Here is a 15151-nt window from a genome sequence, read left to right as displayed (position 1 = left end):
AGAACGTAAAGTTAAAGAAACCGTTTTACCCGATAAGTTTCTGTGCGGGCGGACCTGGATTCCCGCCTGCGCGGGCATGACGGTATATTTTTTGAATTAATATAAAAGGTCGTCTGAAAACCGATTTTCAGGCTTTCAGACGACCTTTGCCTTCTTTTTACGCCTTATTTTTTAAACATATTTTTAATAATGCCCATCACGCTGCGGGAAATGGCGTTGGTCACTTGGCGGTTGATTTGGCTGCCGATGGCGTCGGCGACATTGTAGCCCAAGCCCTGTCCTGACTTTTTACGTCCGCCGCTCAAGCCGCCGAGCAGTCCGCCGAGTATGCCGGGATCGGCATTGGCAGCTTCTTTTTCAGCGGCTTTCTGCGCTTTTTCCTGCTCTTTTGCCGCCGCTGCCGCCTCTTTCTCCGCCGCAGCCTGACTGTCGGCTTCGGCTAAGGCTTCAAAGGCGGAATAGTTGTCCACCATGTCTTTATAGGTCGGATACAAATCATCGTTTTGGAACAAGCGGTTGCGCTCTTCTGCGGCAAGCGGGGTCAAGGACGATTGCGGCGGCAGGACAAGCGCGCGTTCTACCGGCTCGGGCATACCTTTTTCGTCAAGGAAGGAAACGAGTGCTTCGCCGACGCCCAGTTCGGCAATCGCTTCGGCAACTTTTATATTCGGATTGCTGCGGAACGTTTCGGCAGCGGCCTTAACCGCTTTTTGGTCGCGCGGCGTGAAGGCGCGCAGGGCGTGTTGCACGCGGTTACCGAGCTGTCCGAGGATGGTGTCGGGCAAATCGAGCGGGTTTTGGGTCACGAAATACACGCCCACGCCTTTGGAACGGATCAGGCGCACGACTTGTTCGACCTGCTCCACCAGCGCATTGGCGGCGTTGTCGAACATCAAATGCGCTTCGTCGAAGAACATCACGAATTTCGGTTTGTCCAAATCGCCGACTTCGGGCAGGGTTTCAAACAATTCCGCCAACATCCACAGCAAAAACGCGCTGTACATACGCGGCGAGCGCATCAGTTTTTCCGAATTGAGGACGTTGATGACGCCTTTGCCGTTGTCGGTCTGCATCCAATCTTGCAGGTTGAGCGACGGCTCGCCGAAGAATTTTTCCGCACCTTCGTTCTCCAGCGTCAAAAGCTGACGCTGAATCGCGCCGATACTGGCGGCGGAGACGTTGCCGTATTGCGTGCGGTATTCCGAAGCGTGGTCGGAAACGTGTTTCAGCATACTGCGCAAGTCTTTCAAATCCAGAATGTGCCAGCCTTTGTCGTCGGCGACTTTAAACACGAGGTTCAACAAGCCTTCCTGCGTATCGTTCAAATTCATCAAACGCGCCAGCAGCAGCGGGCCCATTTCAGAAACGGTCACGCGCACCGGAATGCCGGTTTCGCCGTAAACATCCCAAAAGCGCACGGGGAAACTTTGCAGCCATTGCTCGCCCAAACCAAACTCGGCAATGCGTTCGCCCACCTTGCCGCTGGCGGCACCCGCTTGCGCGATGCCCGACAAATCGCCTTTGACGTCAACCAAAAATACGGGAACGCCCTCGCTGCTGAAGGCTTCCGCCATACGGCGCAGGGTCACGGTTTTGCCCGTACCGGTCGCACCGGCGATCAAGCCGTGGCGGTTCGCCATTTTGCCTTGGATTTCAAGTGTCTTATCGCCCGCGCGCGCGATGGGGAATGTCGTCATGAAGGTTTCCTTTGATTGGATGGTTTGAAAAATAAGGCTATTTTCTTATGTTTCCACACACAGGGCAACAGATAGGCAGAAGGTCGTCTGAAAAGTTTTCAGACGACCTTTTACTATAAATAATTCAAACAAAAAGCGCGAACCTTTCGATTCGTGCTTTTTCAGACGACCTCAATTATTTCTTGTCGTCTTTTACTTCTTCAAAGTCGGCATCTACCACGTCATCGTCTTTCTTGGCGGAAGACGGTTCGGCTTGTGCGCTTTCGCCTGCTTGGGCTTCAGCTTGTGCTTGCGCGTAAACCATTTCACCCAGTTTTTGGCTGGCTGCGCCCAGTGCTTCGGCTTTGGCATCGATGGCGGCTTTGTCGTCGCCTTTCACGGCTTCTTCGGCTTCTTTCAGCGCGGCTTCGATTTTTTCTTTCTCAGCTGCGTCGAGTTTGTCGCCGTAGTCCGCCAAAGATTTTTTCACGGAGTGAATCAGGGCCTCGGCTTGGTTGCGGGAAGCGACCAATTCAGTCAGTTTTTTATCTTCCTCGGCATTGGCTTCGGCATCTTTCACCATGCGTTCGATTTCTTCTTCGCTCAAGCCTGAAGAACCTTGGATAGTGATGTTGGCGGCTTTGCCCGTGCCTTTGTCTTTGGCGGAAACGTGCAGGATGCCGTTGGCGTCAATGTCGAAGGTTACTTCGATTTGCGGCATGCCGCGCGGTGCGGGCGCGATGTCGGTCAAATTGAACTGCCCCAAAGATTTGTTGGCGGAAGCGCGTTCGCGCTCACCTTGCAGTACATGGATGGTTACTGCGCTTTGGTTGTCTTCGGCGGTAGAGAACACTTGCGACGCTTTGGTCGGGATAGTTGTGTTCTTCTGAATCAGCTTGGTCATCACGCCGCCCATGGTTTCGATACCCAAAGACAGAGGGGTTACGTCCAGCAGCAATACGTCGCTGCGGCCGCCGCTTAACACTTCGCCTTGAATCGCTGCGCCTACGGCAACGGCCTCGTCAGGGTTCACGTCTTTGCGCGGTTCTTTGCCGAAGAAGTCTCTAACGGCTTCTTGTACTTTCGGCATACGGGACTGACCGCCGACCAAAATTACGTCGTCAATGTCGCTGGTGCTCAAGCCGGCATCTTTCAATGCAATTTTGCAAGGTTCGATAGAGCGGGCAATCAAGTCTTCAACCAGGCTTTCGAATTTGGCGCGGGTAATTTTCATTGCCAAGTGTTTCGGGCCGGTTGCGTCCATGGTGATGTACGGCAGGTTGATTTCGGTTTGCTGGCCGCTGGACAATTCGATTTTGGCTTTTTCGGCAGCTTCTTTCAGGCGTTGCAATGCCATCACGTCTTGTTTCAAATCAATGCCTTGTTCTTTTTTGAACTCGGCGATGATGTAGTCGATAAGGCGTTGGTCGAAGTCTTCGCCGCCCAAGAAGGTGTCGCCGTTGGTTGCCAATACTTCGAATTGCTTGTCGCCGTCGAGGTTGGCGATTTCGATGATGGAAATATCGAAGGTACCGCCGCCCAAGTCATATACGGCTACTTTGCGGTCTTTGTTGTCGCCTTTGTCCATACCGAATGCCAAAGCGGCTGCAGTCGGTTCGTTGATAATGCGTTTTACGTCCAAACCGGCGATGCGGCCTGCGTCTTTGGTGGCTTGACGTTGGCTGTCGTTGAAGTAGGCCGGAACGGTAATCACGGCTTCGGTTACTTTTTCGCCCAAGTAAGATTCGGCGGCTTCTTTCATTTTACGCAGGACTTCTGCGGAAACTTGCGGCGGGGACAGCTCTTTGCCTTGCGCTTTCACCCATGCGTCGCCGTTGTTGGCTTTGATGATTTCGAAAGGCATGGATTCGATGTCGCGTTGGACTTCTTTGTCTTCAAATTTATGACCGATCAAACGTTTTACAGCGTAGATGGTGTTTTTAGCGTTGGTTACGGCTTGGCGTTTGGCGGGTGCGCCGACGAGGACTTCGCCGCCGTCCAGATAAGCGATGACAGACGGCGTAGTGCGTGCGCCTTCTGCGTTTTCAATAACTTTGGTTTGACCGTTTTCAGAGATGGATACACAAGAGTTGGTTGTACCTAAGTCGATACCGATTACTTTTGCCATATTGATGTTGCTCCTAAAAAGATTTTTCTAAGTTAATAATCGTGTGGAACATTTTGTTCCGTTGACCTGTAAATAGGGTTGCCCGATATTTTTTCAAGGGCTTTGTTGAAATTTTTTAAATATAAAACTCAACGGATTAAACCATTTATCCACAGGTAGGTATTTTGTTTTTCAGACGACCTTATCTTTGTTTTCCGATTGGGCATCATCGGAATGATTTTCCAAAAGCGGGATTGAAGGCTGAGGAACTGGGAAGGGTCGTCTGAAAATTTTATGCTTGATAAACTTTATCAAGCGGTGCCTTCAGGATTCTTGTTTCGCCACGACTACCATCGCGGGACGCAATACGCGGTCGGACAGGGTGTAGCCTTTTTTCATGACGCTGACGATGATGTTCGGCTCTTGCTCGCTGACGACCGTCTGCATCGCCTGATGCTGGTGCGGGTCGAGTTTGTCGCCGGGCTGCGGGTTGATTTCCTTGATGTGCGTGGCGTCAAACGCTTTTTGCAATTCGTTCAGCGTCATCTGCACACCCATTTTCAGCGCGTCGAAATTGCCGCTTTGGTCGAGCAGCGCCATTTCGAGATAGTCTTTGACCGGCAGCATTTCGGCGGCGAATTTTTGTCCGGCAAACTTATGCGTATCGGCAATTTCCTGCTGATGGCGGCGGCGCAGGTTTTGCTCGTTCGCCAGACCGCGCAGCTCGCTGTCTTTCAGCTGTCCTTCCAACTCGGCGATACGCGCCTGCAATTCTTCGTAAGTCGGCGGTTCGGCAGCTTCGGGTTGTTCGGTATTGGGGGTTTGGGCAGCTTCTGCGTTTGCCGCCTCTTCGGTTTCGTGTTGATATTGTTCGTGATGTTCGCTCATTTCGTGCATCCTTTGGAATGGTTTGAATCGAATGCTACTTTATATAAGGTCGTCTGAAAAAACTTCAAGCACACGGAAACCATCATAAGCATATTCCTCAATGCGCTATCGCAAATCGTTGATAAAAGGTAAGATACGCCGATACCATCCTGTTTTCAGACGACCTCCGATATGAAAAAAGACCACCTGAACACAACCGATTTCAATCTCTGGCACACCATCCGCGAAGAAACCGCAGCCGCAGCCGCAGCCGAACCGATGTTGGCGAGCTTTTTGCACCAAACCGTGTTGCGCCACGATTCGCTCGATTCCGTCCTCGCCTACCACCTCTCCAGCAAACTTGGCAGCCCGATTATGGACGTGCGCGCCTTGTTTGAAATTTACCAGCAGGCATTGGGCAGCGACGCGCGCATCGGCAACTGCGTCGAGGCAGACTTGAAAGCCATTTACGAACGCGACCCCGCGTGCGACGAATATTCGCTGCCGCTTTTGTATTTCAAAGGTTTTCACGCCATTCAGGCGCACCGCATCAACCACTGGCTCTATCAAAACGGCCGCAAAACGCTGGCGTATTTCCTGCAAAACCGTATGTCGGAAGTGTTCGGCGTCGATATTCATCCCGCCGCCCGTTTCGGTCACGGTCTGATGCTCGACCACGCCACTGGTTTTGTAGCGGGCGAGACCGCCGTGTTGGGCAACAATATTTCCATCCTTCACGGCGTAACGCTTGGCGGCTCGGGCAAGGAATGCGGAGACCGCCACCCAAAAATCGGCGACGGCGTGATGATCGGCGCGAATGCTTCGATATTGGGCAACATCCGCATCGGCGACAACTCAAAAATCGGCGCGGGCAGCGTGGTCGTTGCAGACGTACCGTCTTCGATTACCGTCGTCGGCGTACCTGCCAAACCGGTGGGACGTTCGGTCAAAACCCCGGCGGCGGATATGGACCAAAGCTTACAGGGCGTGGCAATGGATTTTGTGATTTGAATTGAATTGCCCGATTAAGACCGCAGATACGAAAAGGTCGTCTGAAAACCTGATGGATAAGGTTTTCAGACGACTTTTTTCTATACGGACGACACGCTTATTTTGCTTATTTTTTTGATACGACACCCGCTATTAACCGCCATTCCTCATAGGATTGAATCTAATTTTGAATTGAAGATTTCCGATGAATTCCCGCCTGAGCGGGAATGATGCACCAATAAATATGTTGTCTCTAAAAATCAGCTTGGCAGCCAGAGTCGGTATTGGATGCATAGTGGATTAAATTTAAATCAGGACAAGGCGACGAAGCCGCAGACAGTACAGATAGTACGGCAAGGCGAGGCAACGCCGTACTGGTTTAAAGTTAATCCACTATATAAGTCAGCGTTATTGCCCCGATACTGCATTCCGTTCGTTGCTGCGCAGGCGTTCCAAATGGTTTTTGACTTCCTGTACTTTTGCTTCGGTAAACAGGTTGGCGATATTTTTCCAAATGCTGTGATAACCGTAGGGACCGTGCTGCATTTCGGCTTTTGCCTCTTCAATCTGCCAGCCTTGGTAAAGGATGCGGTACATTCCGGCAATCAGCCCCGTCCTGTCGGCACCGTGGTAGCAATGGATGAGGACTGCGCCGTTTTGTTGCTGCTTTTCAATCAGGTACAGGATTTCGGCGATGTCTTTAGGTTTGACATTCCACGACAACAGTGGGCGGTTGATGATGTTGATGCCGTATTGCTTGAGATAGTCGTCGTCATTGCGGTCGAAAAAGCGCAGATTGACGACGCTTTTGATACCCTGCTGCGAAATAGTTTCGCCGTCCTCGGGAACAGGCTGTTCGCTGCGGTAGAGTTTGTCATCGATACGGTAAAGGTTGGCATCTTGCTTGACAGATACTGCCCAAAGTCGGGTATTCATGGTTCGTGTTTCTTGAATGGACGAGGCTTGGCAGGCGGCAAGCAGGAAGGCTGAGAAGATAATCGGTATGGTTCGTTTCATCATAGGGATAGATTAAAAAGGTAAAAAGGTTGTCTGAAAAGGAATCTGTTTTCAGACGACGTGTTTGATGTTTAAGAAAACCGCGCTTTTATTCCCATACGTTCGCCCGCTCGACTTCTTTCCATGCTTCGAGAATCAGGCTGCCGTCGTTGTCTTTCAACAGCGTCGCGTCGGAAAGCATACGCCGCCAGGTGCGGGCGTTTTTCAGGCCGTGCATCAGCCCGAGGCTGTGGCGGACGATGTGGCGCAAGATTGTGCCGCGTCCGGCTTGGATTTGGGCTTGGCTGTATGTGTAGAGGCGCTGCACCAAATCGGCGTATTCAATCGGGCTGCGGGTGTCGCCGTAAAACAGTCTGTCCCATTCGTGCATGACCATCGGGTTGTGGTACGCCTCACGTCCGACCATTACGCCGTCAACGTGTTGCAGGTGTCCGGCGATTGCTTCGTTGGTGGTGATACCGCCGTTGATGATGATTTCCAGCTCGGGAAACTCTTGCTTGAGGCGGTAAACGTAATCGTATTTCAACGGCGGAACGTCGCGGTTTTCTTTGGGGGAAAGGCCGTCCAGCCATGCGTTGCGGGCGTGGACGATGAAGGTTTTACAAGCGGTTTTGTCGCGCAGCGTGCCGACGAAATCGGAGACGGTTTGGTATTCGGTCTGCCTGTCGACGCCGATGCGGTGTTTGACGGTAACGGGAATCTTAACCGCATCCTGCATGGCGTTGAGGCAGTCGGCAACCAGCATGACTTCGTTCATCAGACACGCGCCGAACGAGCCTTTCTGCACGCGCGGGCTGGGGCAGCCGCAGTTGAGGTTGACTTCGTTGTAGCCGTATTCTTCAGCGGCTTTGGCCGCCTTCGCCAAATCAGACGGGTCGCTTCCGCCCAGTTGCAGGGCGACGGGCTGCTCGCCTTCGTTGAACATCAAAAAGCGGTCTTTGTCGCCATAGACGATGGCGCCGGAATTGACCATTTCGCTGTAAAGCCATGTGTTGCGGGTAATCTGGCGGGCGAGGTAGCGGTAGTGGCGGTCCGTCCAGTCGAGCATGGGGGCAACGGAAAGGCGGCGGGGCGGGAGGTTGGTTTGAGACATTATGTAGTGTGTAAACAGTGTTTCAGACGACCTTTGTTCTTGAAGGTCGTCTGACAAGGAAACGGATTAAACGGATGGCGGGACGGCGGAAAACCGATGCGTCAGATTGGCTTTATAGCAAAGCTTAAGGTTGCTTTTGCTTTTCTACGACGATTTTTTCAAATGTGCGGATTAAGCTTGAGGCGATAACCTCCTCGCTAAACTCCGCCAAACAATCTTGACGCAGTTTTTCATGATCGAAGCGTTCGCGATTTTCATACATTTCAATCAATGCATCGGTAAGTGCGGGGATATTTTCGGTCGGCACCAAAATACCGTTCTCGGGCGTAACGATGGATTGCGGACCGCCGCACATGGTGGCGATGACGGGCAAGCCCTGAGACAACGCTTCAATAAACACGACCCCGAAGGTTTCCGTGCGGCTGGCAAGGACGAAAGCGTCGCTTTGGCGCATCAAATCCAATACTTCGTCCGTGGTTAGCGCGCCGAGGAAGCTGACGGCATGCGTAATGCCCAACTCTTGTGCCAAACGTCGCAAATTGGCGGCTTCCACGCCGTCCCCGCCGATTTTCAATTTGAGGAAAGGATATTTTTCCAATGCCTTCGCAAAGGCCGGCAGCAGGAGGTCATGCCCTTTCAGATGGCGCAGATGCGAAACGGTACAGAAGGTGTAGTCTTGGTTTCCTTTATCGGGAAACGTGAAATCCCTTGCGAAATTGTCGCCCAGTACGTTGGGCAGGTATTCCCATTCCAAACCGTATTTTTCCTTCAGCAGACGGCTGAAGTCGCGGCTGACGGCAAAACGCGCGGCACTATGTTCGGCAGCGAGGCGCATGATCGGCCATTGGTGAGGCCGTATGAGGTTGCGGGTAATGGTGCTGCTGTGTTCGGTAATGACGTAGGGAATACCGTAAGTCTTATAGATTTCGTAGGCAAGGATACCCGCGTAGTTCATGGAATGTGCATGAACAATATCGGGGCGGCCGTTTTCACGCACATATCGCGCAAATGCCTTCATACCCGCGCGCACCCAGCGGATGCGGTCCAAATCGACGACAGGGAAACGGGGGAAAAAATACATACTGTCGTAAGCGTAGGTATTCAATCCGCCCTGATTGTGTTTCCGAATGCCGTACGGACCGGTAAAAATGGATTTGGTATGGACGCGCAGATAGCGGAACATCGGCGCAATCACCCCGACTTTCAAACCTTTTCGCTGCAAGGCTTGTGCTTGAAGACGGAAAAAGATTCCGTCCACATCGGTTTCAGTTTTGGGATACCAAGAAGGAATAACGGCAACGTGCATGAAAAAACTTTCGTAATAATCAATCTGAGGTCGTCTGAAAAAACATTCGCCGTTTTCAGACGACCTTTTTAATAACCGGGTAAAACCTACTCCCCCGCCACGGTCATGCTCTCGATCAGCACCGAACCGATTTTGTTGGAAGAGCGGCGCAGCGCGTCGTTGGCAGTGCCGACGATGCCGAGGTACATATCCTGCAAGCGGCCGGCGATGGTGATTTCTTGGACGGGGTGGCTGATGACGCCGTTTTCCACCCAAAAACCCGCCGCGCCGCGCGAGTAGTCGCCCGTGATGGTGTTCACACCCTGACCCATCAGTTCGGTAACCAACAATCCCGTGCCCATTTCTTTCAGCAGGTCGGACTGCGTTTCGTGCGTATGGTTCAAATAAAGGTTGTGTGCGCCGCCGGCGTTGCCCGTGGTCTGCATACCGAGTTTCCTCGCGCTGTAACTGCTGAGGAAATAGCCTTCGACAATGCCGTCGCGGATGACGAAACGCGGCCGCGTGGCGACGCCTTCGGAGTCGAAATAGGTGCTGCCGAAGGCGCGGGGGATGTGCGGTTCTTCGCGCAGGCTGAGGAAATCGGGCAGGACTTTTCTGCCTATGCTGTCAATCAGGAAGCTGCTTTGGCGATAGAGCGCACCGCCGCTGAGTGCGCCAACGAGGTGTCCGATAAGGCCGCCTGCGACGGTGGTATCGAAGAGGACGGGATAGCTGCCTGTCGGGATGCTGCGGCTGTTCAGACGACGTAAGGTGCGCTCGGCAGCGGTTTTGCCGATTTGCTCGGGACTGTCCATGTCTTGATGGCGGCAGGCTGCGTCGTACCAGTAGTCGCGCTGCATGCCGTTTTCGTCGGCGGCGACGATGCTGCACGAAATGCTGTGGCGCGTGCCTTGTTGGTGGGCGGTGAAGCCGTGGGTGTTGCCGTAAACGTATTGGTAATGTCCGGTCTGAACACCTGCGCCTTCGGAGTTTTCGATGCGTTCATCCGCGCTCAGGGCGGCTTGTTCACATTGTTTTGCCAACTCAATGGCGGCTTCCGTACTTAAATCCCATTCGTGATAACGGTCGAGGTCGCCGACGTGTTGCGCCATCAGCGAAGCATCTGCCAGACCTGCGCAATCGTCTTCGGCGGTGTAGCGGGCGATGTCGATGGCGGCTTTGACAGTGTCTTGCAGGGCTTTTTCGGAGAAGTCGGCGGTGCTGGCGCGACCTTTGCGTTTGCCGACGTACACGGTAATATCCAGCGATTTGTCTTGCTGGAACTCGATTTGTTCGATTTCGCCCAGCCGTACGCTGACGCTTTGCCCGATGGATTCGCTAAAGTCGGCTTCGGCAGCCGCCGCGCCCATGTTTTTTGCCAAATCCAAGGCGTGCCCGCATAAGCCGGTCAGCTCGGAGGCGGTGTGGTTGAACAGCATAAAAGGTTTCCTGACAGAGGTTTGCGGCATTTTAACCGTTTTCAGACGACCTCGGCAAAAATACCGCCGCCGGAAACAAAAGGTCGTCTGAAAACGCCGTTTCGACAGGGCATTGACGTGGAACCTGCCCGAACGTGCTAAAATACCCGAAACAAAATTAAAGGTTTATCAAAATGTTTGAAAACGAAGACGAATGGGTCAGCAAAACCCAAATGAAAAAGCAAATGAACGATTTGCAGGCTTTGGGCATGGAGTTGACCAAACTCTCGACCGATACGCTGAAAAAAATCGGCTTGGACGAAGACTTGTACGAAGCCGTCGTTACCTACAAAAAAATCACGTCCAACGGCGCGCTCAAACGCCAAAGCCAATTCATCGGCAGGCTCATGCGAGACACCGACCCCGCGCCCATCGAAGCCTTCCTCGCCAAACTGCGCGGCGAAAATACCGCCCACAACGCCTTCTTACAACGCGTCGAACAAGCCCGCACGCGCCTCTTGGCGGACGACAACGCAATCACCCAATTCATGGCGGACTTCCCCCATGCCGACGCAGGCAAATTGCGCACCTTAATCCGCAACACGAAAAAAGAGCAGGAACAAAACAAACCGCCGAAAAACTTCCGCGCCCTCTTCCAAGAAATCAAATCCGTCATGGAAGGCGGTCAGAGCGATTCGGAAGAAACGCAGGATTGGGCAGAATAAATATCGGGGTCGTCTGAAAACGGGGTTGGGGGTTCAGACGACCTGTTTTCATACTTCCGGATAAACTTTATCATCAGCCCATAAAAGTCGTCTGAAACCGCCGTTGCCGTCATTCCCGCGCAGGCGGGAATCCGGGTCTCTGCATTGCGGAAATATCTCAAAGCTGCTGCAACTTCAAATTTCCGAATTCCCAGCCGTACGGAAATAACGACGGTAGGTTAACCATCAATACCTGACGGAAAAACAATATCTGCCCTGCTTATTTTAATTTACAGAAAAAGGTCGTCTGAAAACGGACTTAGCGGGTTTTGCTAACGTTTTCAGACGACCTTTGTTCAAACGCTCTGGCGTTTATTCAGTCCTTTTAGTCAGAAACGGCCATCAGGCTGGCGTTGCCGCCGGCGGCTGTGGTATTGACGCTGCAAGAAATTTCTTCAAACACTTGCAGGATGTCTAAGCCTTGTTCGGACGGGAGGATGCGGATGAGTGCGCCGTCGCGTTTTGCCAGCTCTTGCTTGCGGCTGCTGTCCAGCGGGCTTAGGGCGGCGACGTGGTGCACACCCGTGCTTTCAGGTTTGCTGTTGACTTGCAACAGGCCTTCGAGGTCGGCGGTGTAGGAGGCAAGCGGGCTGTCGGGTTCGACGACGGTTACGATGCCTGCGGCGGCAAGTTCGGTCAGGGCGCAGAAGGCTTGCAGGAGGCTGCCGCCGTGTACCCAGACGCGTTTGGGCGCGCGCCAGCTCATGGCGTTGCGTTCGCCGGTCGGTCCGACCAAGACGGATTCTGCTTGGCGCAGGGTGCGGATGCGGGCGTGTCCCAATGCTGATGCCGCTGCTTTTTTCTCTTCCGCATTAAACGGCAGCTTGTGAATCAGGGCTTCAAGGCGTTTGAGCGCGACTTCGTCCGCTTGTCCGATACGGCTCAGCGGCGGGGCAACCCATTCGGGGATGCGGGTCAGTTTTTGCAGATAGAACGAACCGCCTGCTTTCGGACCTGTACCTGACATACCGTGTCCGCCGAACGGTTGTACGCCGACGACGGCGCCGACGATGTTGCGGTTGACGTAAACGTTACCCGCTTCGATGCGTTCGCGGATGCGTTTGACCGTACCTTCGATACGGCTGTGTACGCCGCTGGTGAGCGCGTAGCCTTTGCTGTTGATTTGGTCGATGATTTGGTCAAGTTCGTCGGCACGGTAGCGGACAACGTGCAGGACGGGACCGAAGACTTCGCGGGTGAGTTCGTTCAAATTGTTGAGTTCGAACAAAATCGGCAGCACGAAAGTGGATTTCGCAGGATCAACGTCGGAGGCGGCTTTGACTTCGTGGTAAGACTTGGCAACGCCTTTCATTTTGTTGATGTGCGATTGCAGGTTTTGCTGCGCTTCGGCATCGATGACGGGGCCTACGTCGGTGGTGAGCTGAACGGGTTTGCCGACGACCAATTCGTCCATCGCGCCTTTGATGATGGCGAGCATCTTGTCAGCAACGTCCTCTTGGACGCAAAGGATACGCAAGGCGGAGCAGCGTTGTCCCGCGCTGTCAAAGGCGGAGTTGAGCACGTCCAAACAAACCTGCTCGGGCAGCGCGGTGGAATCGACAATCATGGCATTCTGACCGCCGGTTTCGGCAATCAATACGGGGCTGTCGTCGCGTTTGGCAAGGGCTTTGTTAATCAGTTGCGCCACTTCGGTCGAGCCGGTGAAAATCACGCCGCCGATGCGCGGGTCGCCTGTCAGCGCTGCGCCGACATCGCCTGCGCCGAGGACAAGCTGCAAGGCGGAAGTCGGGATGCCTGCTTCGTGCATCAGGGAAACGGCGTAGCTGGCAATCAGACTGGTTTGTTCGGCAGGTTTGGCGATAACGGTGTTGCCGGCTGCCAATGCGGAAACGACTTCGCCGGTAAAGATGGCGAGCGGGAAGTTCCACGGGCTGATGGCGACGATGGCACCGACGGCTTTGGCATCTTTGGGCAGGGTGTTTTCAGCTTCGTTTGCGTAGTAGCGGCAGAAATCGACGGCTTCGCGCACTTCGGCGACGGCGTTGTTCAGCGTTTTACCTGCTTCGCGCACGGCAAGCATCATCAGCGCGGGGGTGTGCTGCTCCAGCAAATCGGCGAAACGGCGCAAGCAATTAGCGCGCTCGGCGGCAGGCGTTGCGCTCCATTCGGGGAACGCGGCAACGGCTGCGCCAATCGCTTCTTGGGCAAGCGCAGCATCGGCAAAGCTGACTGTGCCGACTATGTCGTCGTGGTCGGCGGGGTTTTTAATCGGTTGCGCTTCGCCGACATCGCGGGCTTTGCCGTTGATAATGGATGCGGCATGGAAGTCTTGCGCGGCGGCGCGGTTGAGTTTTTCTTGAAGCTGTTGCAACACGGTTTCGTTGCTGAAATCGACGCCTTGGGAATTCAGACGACCCCTGCCGTACAAATCGCGCGGTAGCGGCAAGGCGTTGTGCAGGTGGATGCCTTGTTCGGCGATGGTGTCGAACGGGCTGCGGATCAGCGTGTCGATGCTGATGTTTTCATCGACGATTTGGTTGACAAACGACGAGTTCGCGCCGTTTTCCAACAGGCGGCGCACCAAGTAGGCAAGCAGGGTTTCGTGTGTACCGACCGGGGCGTACACGCGCACGCGGCGGCCTAAGTTTTGCGGGCCGACCACTTGGTCGTACAAGGTTTCGCCCATGCCGTGCAGGCATTGGTGTTCAAAGTCTTTGCCTTTGCCCATTTGGTAAATCGCGCCCAAGGTGTAGGCGTTGTGGGTGGCGAATTGCGGGAACACGGCGTCTTGCGCGTCCAGCAGTTTGCGCGCGCAGGCGAGGTAGGAGATGTCGGTATGGACTTTGCGGGTGTAGGTCGGATAGCCGTCCAGGCCGTCCACTTGCGCCCATTTGATTTCGCTGTCCCAGTACGCGCCTTTAACGAGGCGGATCATCAGTTTTTGGTTGTTGCGGCGGGCAAGGTCAATCAGATAGTCGATGACGAAGGGGCAGCGTTTTTGGTATGCCTGAACGACAAAGCCGATGCCTTTGTAACCTGCCAAATCGGGGTCGGAAACGAGTGCTTCCATCAAATCCAAAGACAGCTCCAAACGGTTGGCTTCTTCAGCATCGATATTGATACCGATATCGTATTTTTTACCCAAAAGGAACAGCTCTTTCAGACGAGGTAAGAGTTCGCTCATCACGCGTTCGTGTTGGGCGCGCGAGTAGCGCGGATGGATGGCGGAAAGTTTGACGGAAATGCCGTTGCCTTCATAAACGCCTTGTCCGGCGGCATCTTTGCCGATGGCGTGAATGGCTTGAACGTAGTCGTTGTAATAGCGGTCGGCATCTTCTTGGGTGTAGGCGGCTTCGCCCAACATATCGAAGGAGAAGCGGTAGCCCATTTTTTCGCGCTCTTTGCCGTTTTGCAGCGCTTCTTCAATGGTTTGTCCGGTAACAAACTGCTTGCCCAACAGGCGCATGGCGTAGTTCACGCCTTGGCGGATCAGGGGGGCGCCGCCTTTGCTGACGAGGCGGTTCAAAGCCGAACCCATCTGCTTGTCGCTCGGCGCGGTCAGTTTTCCGGTAATCAGCAAGCCCCACGCGGCGGCGTTGACGAACAGGGACGGGCTGTTGTTCAAATGGCTTTTCCAGTTGCCTTCGGAAATTTTGTCGGCAATCAGGCGGTCGCGCGTCGCATTATCAGGAATGCGCAGCAAAGCCTCCGCCAGACACATCAGCGCAATGCCTTCTTCGCTGGAGAGCGAGAACTCGTGCATCAGTGCATCCACGCCGCTGGCTTTGGTGCGGCTGGCGCGAACCTGCGTAACCAAGCGGCGTGCGAGTTCGGACGCTGCCCGACGCTCCTCATCGCTCATCTGTGCGCGTTGCAGCATATCCTGAACGGCTTCGATTTCGTCGCGGCGGTAAGCATCGGTAATCGCTTGGCGCAGTGGCGTTTGTGTCGGAAAAGCAAAGTCAAACATTTT

General features: G+C 54.0%; 10 protein-coding genes. 2 read left to right on the top strand and 8 right to left on the bottom strand.

From position 1 onward, the window contains the following. Nucleotides 1-164: 164 nt before the first annotated feature. The 3 genes from AC5M9B_RS08640 to grpE form a co-directional block, all read right to left on the bottom strand. Nucleotides 165-1697 carry a helicase HerA-like domain-containing protein gene (locus tag AC5M9B_RS08640; RefSeq protein WP_003776064.1) on the bottom strand — a complete coding sequence of 511 codons (1533 nt, stop codon included), beginning with the start codon at nucleotides 1695-1697 and terminating at the stop codon, nucleotides 165-167. A gap of 175 nt (nucleotides 1698-1872) precedes the next feature. Continuing rightward, nucleotides 1873-3804, bottom strand: a complete 1932-nt coding sequence (dnaK, locus tag AC5M9B_RS08635; RefSeq protein ID WP_209282971.1) for a molecular chaperone DnaK — start codon at nucleotides 3802-3804, stop codon at nucleotides 1873-1875. Between the two features lie 303 nt (nucleotides 3805-4107). Then, complete coding sequence (gene grpE / locus AC5M9B_RS08630) at nucleotides 4108-4671, bottom strand: nucleotide exchange factor GrpE (protein ID WP_487648519.1); 564 nt, start codon at nucleotides 4669-4671, stop codon at nucleotides 4108-4110. A 171-nt stretch (nucleotides 4672-4842) separates the two neighbouring features. Here grpE and cysE point away from each other — a divergent pair, with 171 nt between their 5' ends. Beyond that, a complete protein-coding gene (gene cysE, locus AC5M9B_RS08625; RefSeq protein WP_003744668.1) occupies nucleotides 4843-5661 on the top strand; it encodes a serine O-acetyltransferase in 819 nt (272 codons plus the stop codon). A 387-nt stretch (nucleotides 5662-6048) separates the two neighbouring features. Here the strand turns inward: cysE and AC5M9B_RS08620 are convergent, their stop codons facing one another. From AC5M9B_RS08620 to pmbA, 4 genes are all read right to left on the bottom strand, one after another. After that, entirely contained in the window at nucleotides 6049-6660 is a 612-nt protein-coding gene (locus AC5M9B_RS08620) for a phosphatase domain-containing putative toxin (protein WP_455007394.1), read from the bottom strand. Nucleotides 6661-6745: 85 nt separating this feature from the next. Continuing rightward, nucleotides 6746-7750: a tRNA dihydrouridine(20/20a) synthase DusA gene (gene dusA / locus AC5M9B_RS08615; protein WP_455007395.1), complete on the bottom strand. Its 1005-nt coding sequence runs from the start codon at nucleotides 7748-7750 to the stop codon at nucleotides 6746-6748. Nucleotides 7751-7874: 124 nt separating this feature from the next. Continuing rightward, entirely contained in the window at nucleotides 7875-9056 is a 1182-nt protein-coding gene (locus AC5M9B_RS08610; protein WP_070654893.1) for a glycosyltransferase, read from the bottom strand. Between the two features lie 86 nt (nucleotides 9057-9142). Beyond that, nucleotides 9143-10474, bottom strand: coding sequence for a metalloprotease PmbA (pmbA, locus tag AC5M9B_RS08605; protein WP_049225857.1), 1332 nt, complete (start codon nucleotides 10472-10474; stop codon nucleotides 9143-9145). 173 nt (nucleotides 10475-10647) lie between these two features. On the opposite strand from pmbA, the gene yjgA reads away from it, so the two are divergent. Beyond that, nucleotides 10648-11178 (top strand): ribosome biogenesis factor YjgA, encoded by a 531-nt coding sequence (yjgA, locus tag AC5M9B_RS08600; protein WP_003765742.1) that lies wholly within the window; start codon nucleotides 10648-10650, stop codon nucleotides 11176-11178. 364 nt (nucleotides 11179-11542) lie between these two features. Here yjgA and putA read toward each other — a convergent pair whose 3' ends face one another. Next, entirely contained in the window at nucleotides 11543-15148 is a 3606-nt protein-coding gene (putA, locus tag AC5M9B_RS08595) for a bifunctional proline dehydrogenase/L-glutamate gamma-semialdehyde dehydrogenase PutA (RefSeq protein WP_455007396.1), read from the bottom strand. Nucleotides 15149-15151 lie beyond the last annotated feature (3 nt).

It is taken from the genome of Neisseria flava, assembly GCF_982712965.1.
The sequence above is the reverse complement of the archived record's forward strand: the minus strand, read 5'-3'. Positions and strand labels throughout refer to the sequence as shown.

Excerpts from the sequence above, each read along its gene's own strand:
- AC5M9B_RS08640 (WP_003776064.1), bottom strand. The coding sequence starts at position 1,697 with ATGACGACATTCCCCATCGCGCGCGCGGGCGATAAGACACTTGAAATC.
- dnaK (WP_209282971.1), bottom strand. The coding sequence starts at position 3,804 with ATGGCAAAAGTAATCGGTATCGACTTAGGTACAACCAACTCTTGTGTA.
- grpE (WP_487648519.1), bottom strand. The coding sequence starts at position 4,671 with ATGAGCGAACATCACGAACAATATCAACACGAAACCGAAGAGGCGGCA.
- cysE (WP_003744668.1), top strand. The coding sequence starts at position 4,843 with ATGAAAAAAGACCACCTGAACACAACCGATTTCAATCTCTGGCACACC.
- AC5M9B_RS08620 (WP_455007394.1), bottom strand. The coding sequence starts at position 6,660 with ATGATGAAACGAACCATACCGATTATCTTCTCAGCCTTCCTGCTTGCC.
- dusA (WP_455007395.1), bottom strand. The coding sequence starts at position 7,750 with ATGTCTCAAACCAACCTCCCGCCCCGCCGCCTTTCCGTTGCCCCCATG.
- AC5M9B_RS08610 (WP_070654893.1), bottom strand. The coding sequence starts at position 9,056 with ATGCACGTTGCCGTTATTCCTTCTTGGTATCCCAAAACTGAAACCGAT.
- pmbA (WP_049225857.1), bottom strand. The coding sequence starts at position 10,474 with ATGCTGTTCAACCACACCGCCTCCGAGCTGACCGGCTTATGCGGGCAC.
- yjgA (WP_003765742.1), top strand. The coding sequence starts at position 10,648 with ATGTTTGAAAACGAAGACGAATGGGTCAGCAAAACCCAAATGAAAAAG.
- putA (WP_455007396.1), bottom strand. The coding sequence starts at position 15,148 with ATGTTTGACTTTGCTTTTCCGACACAAACGCCACTGCGCCAAGCGATT.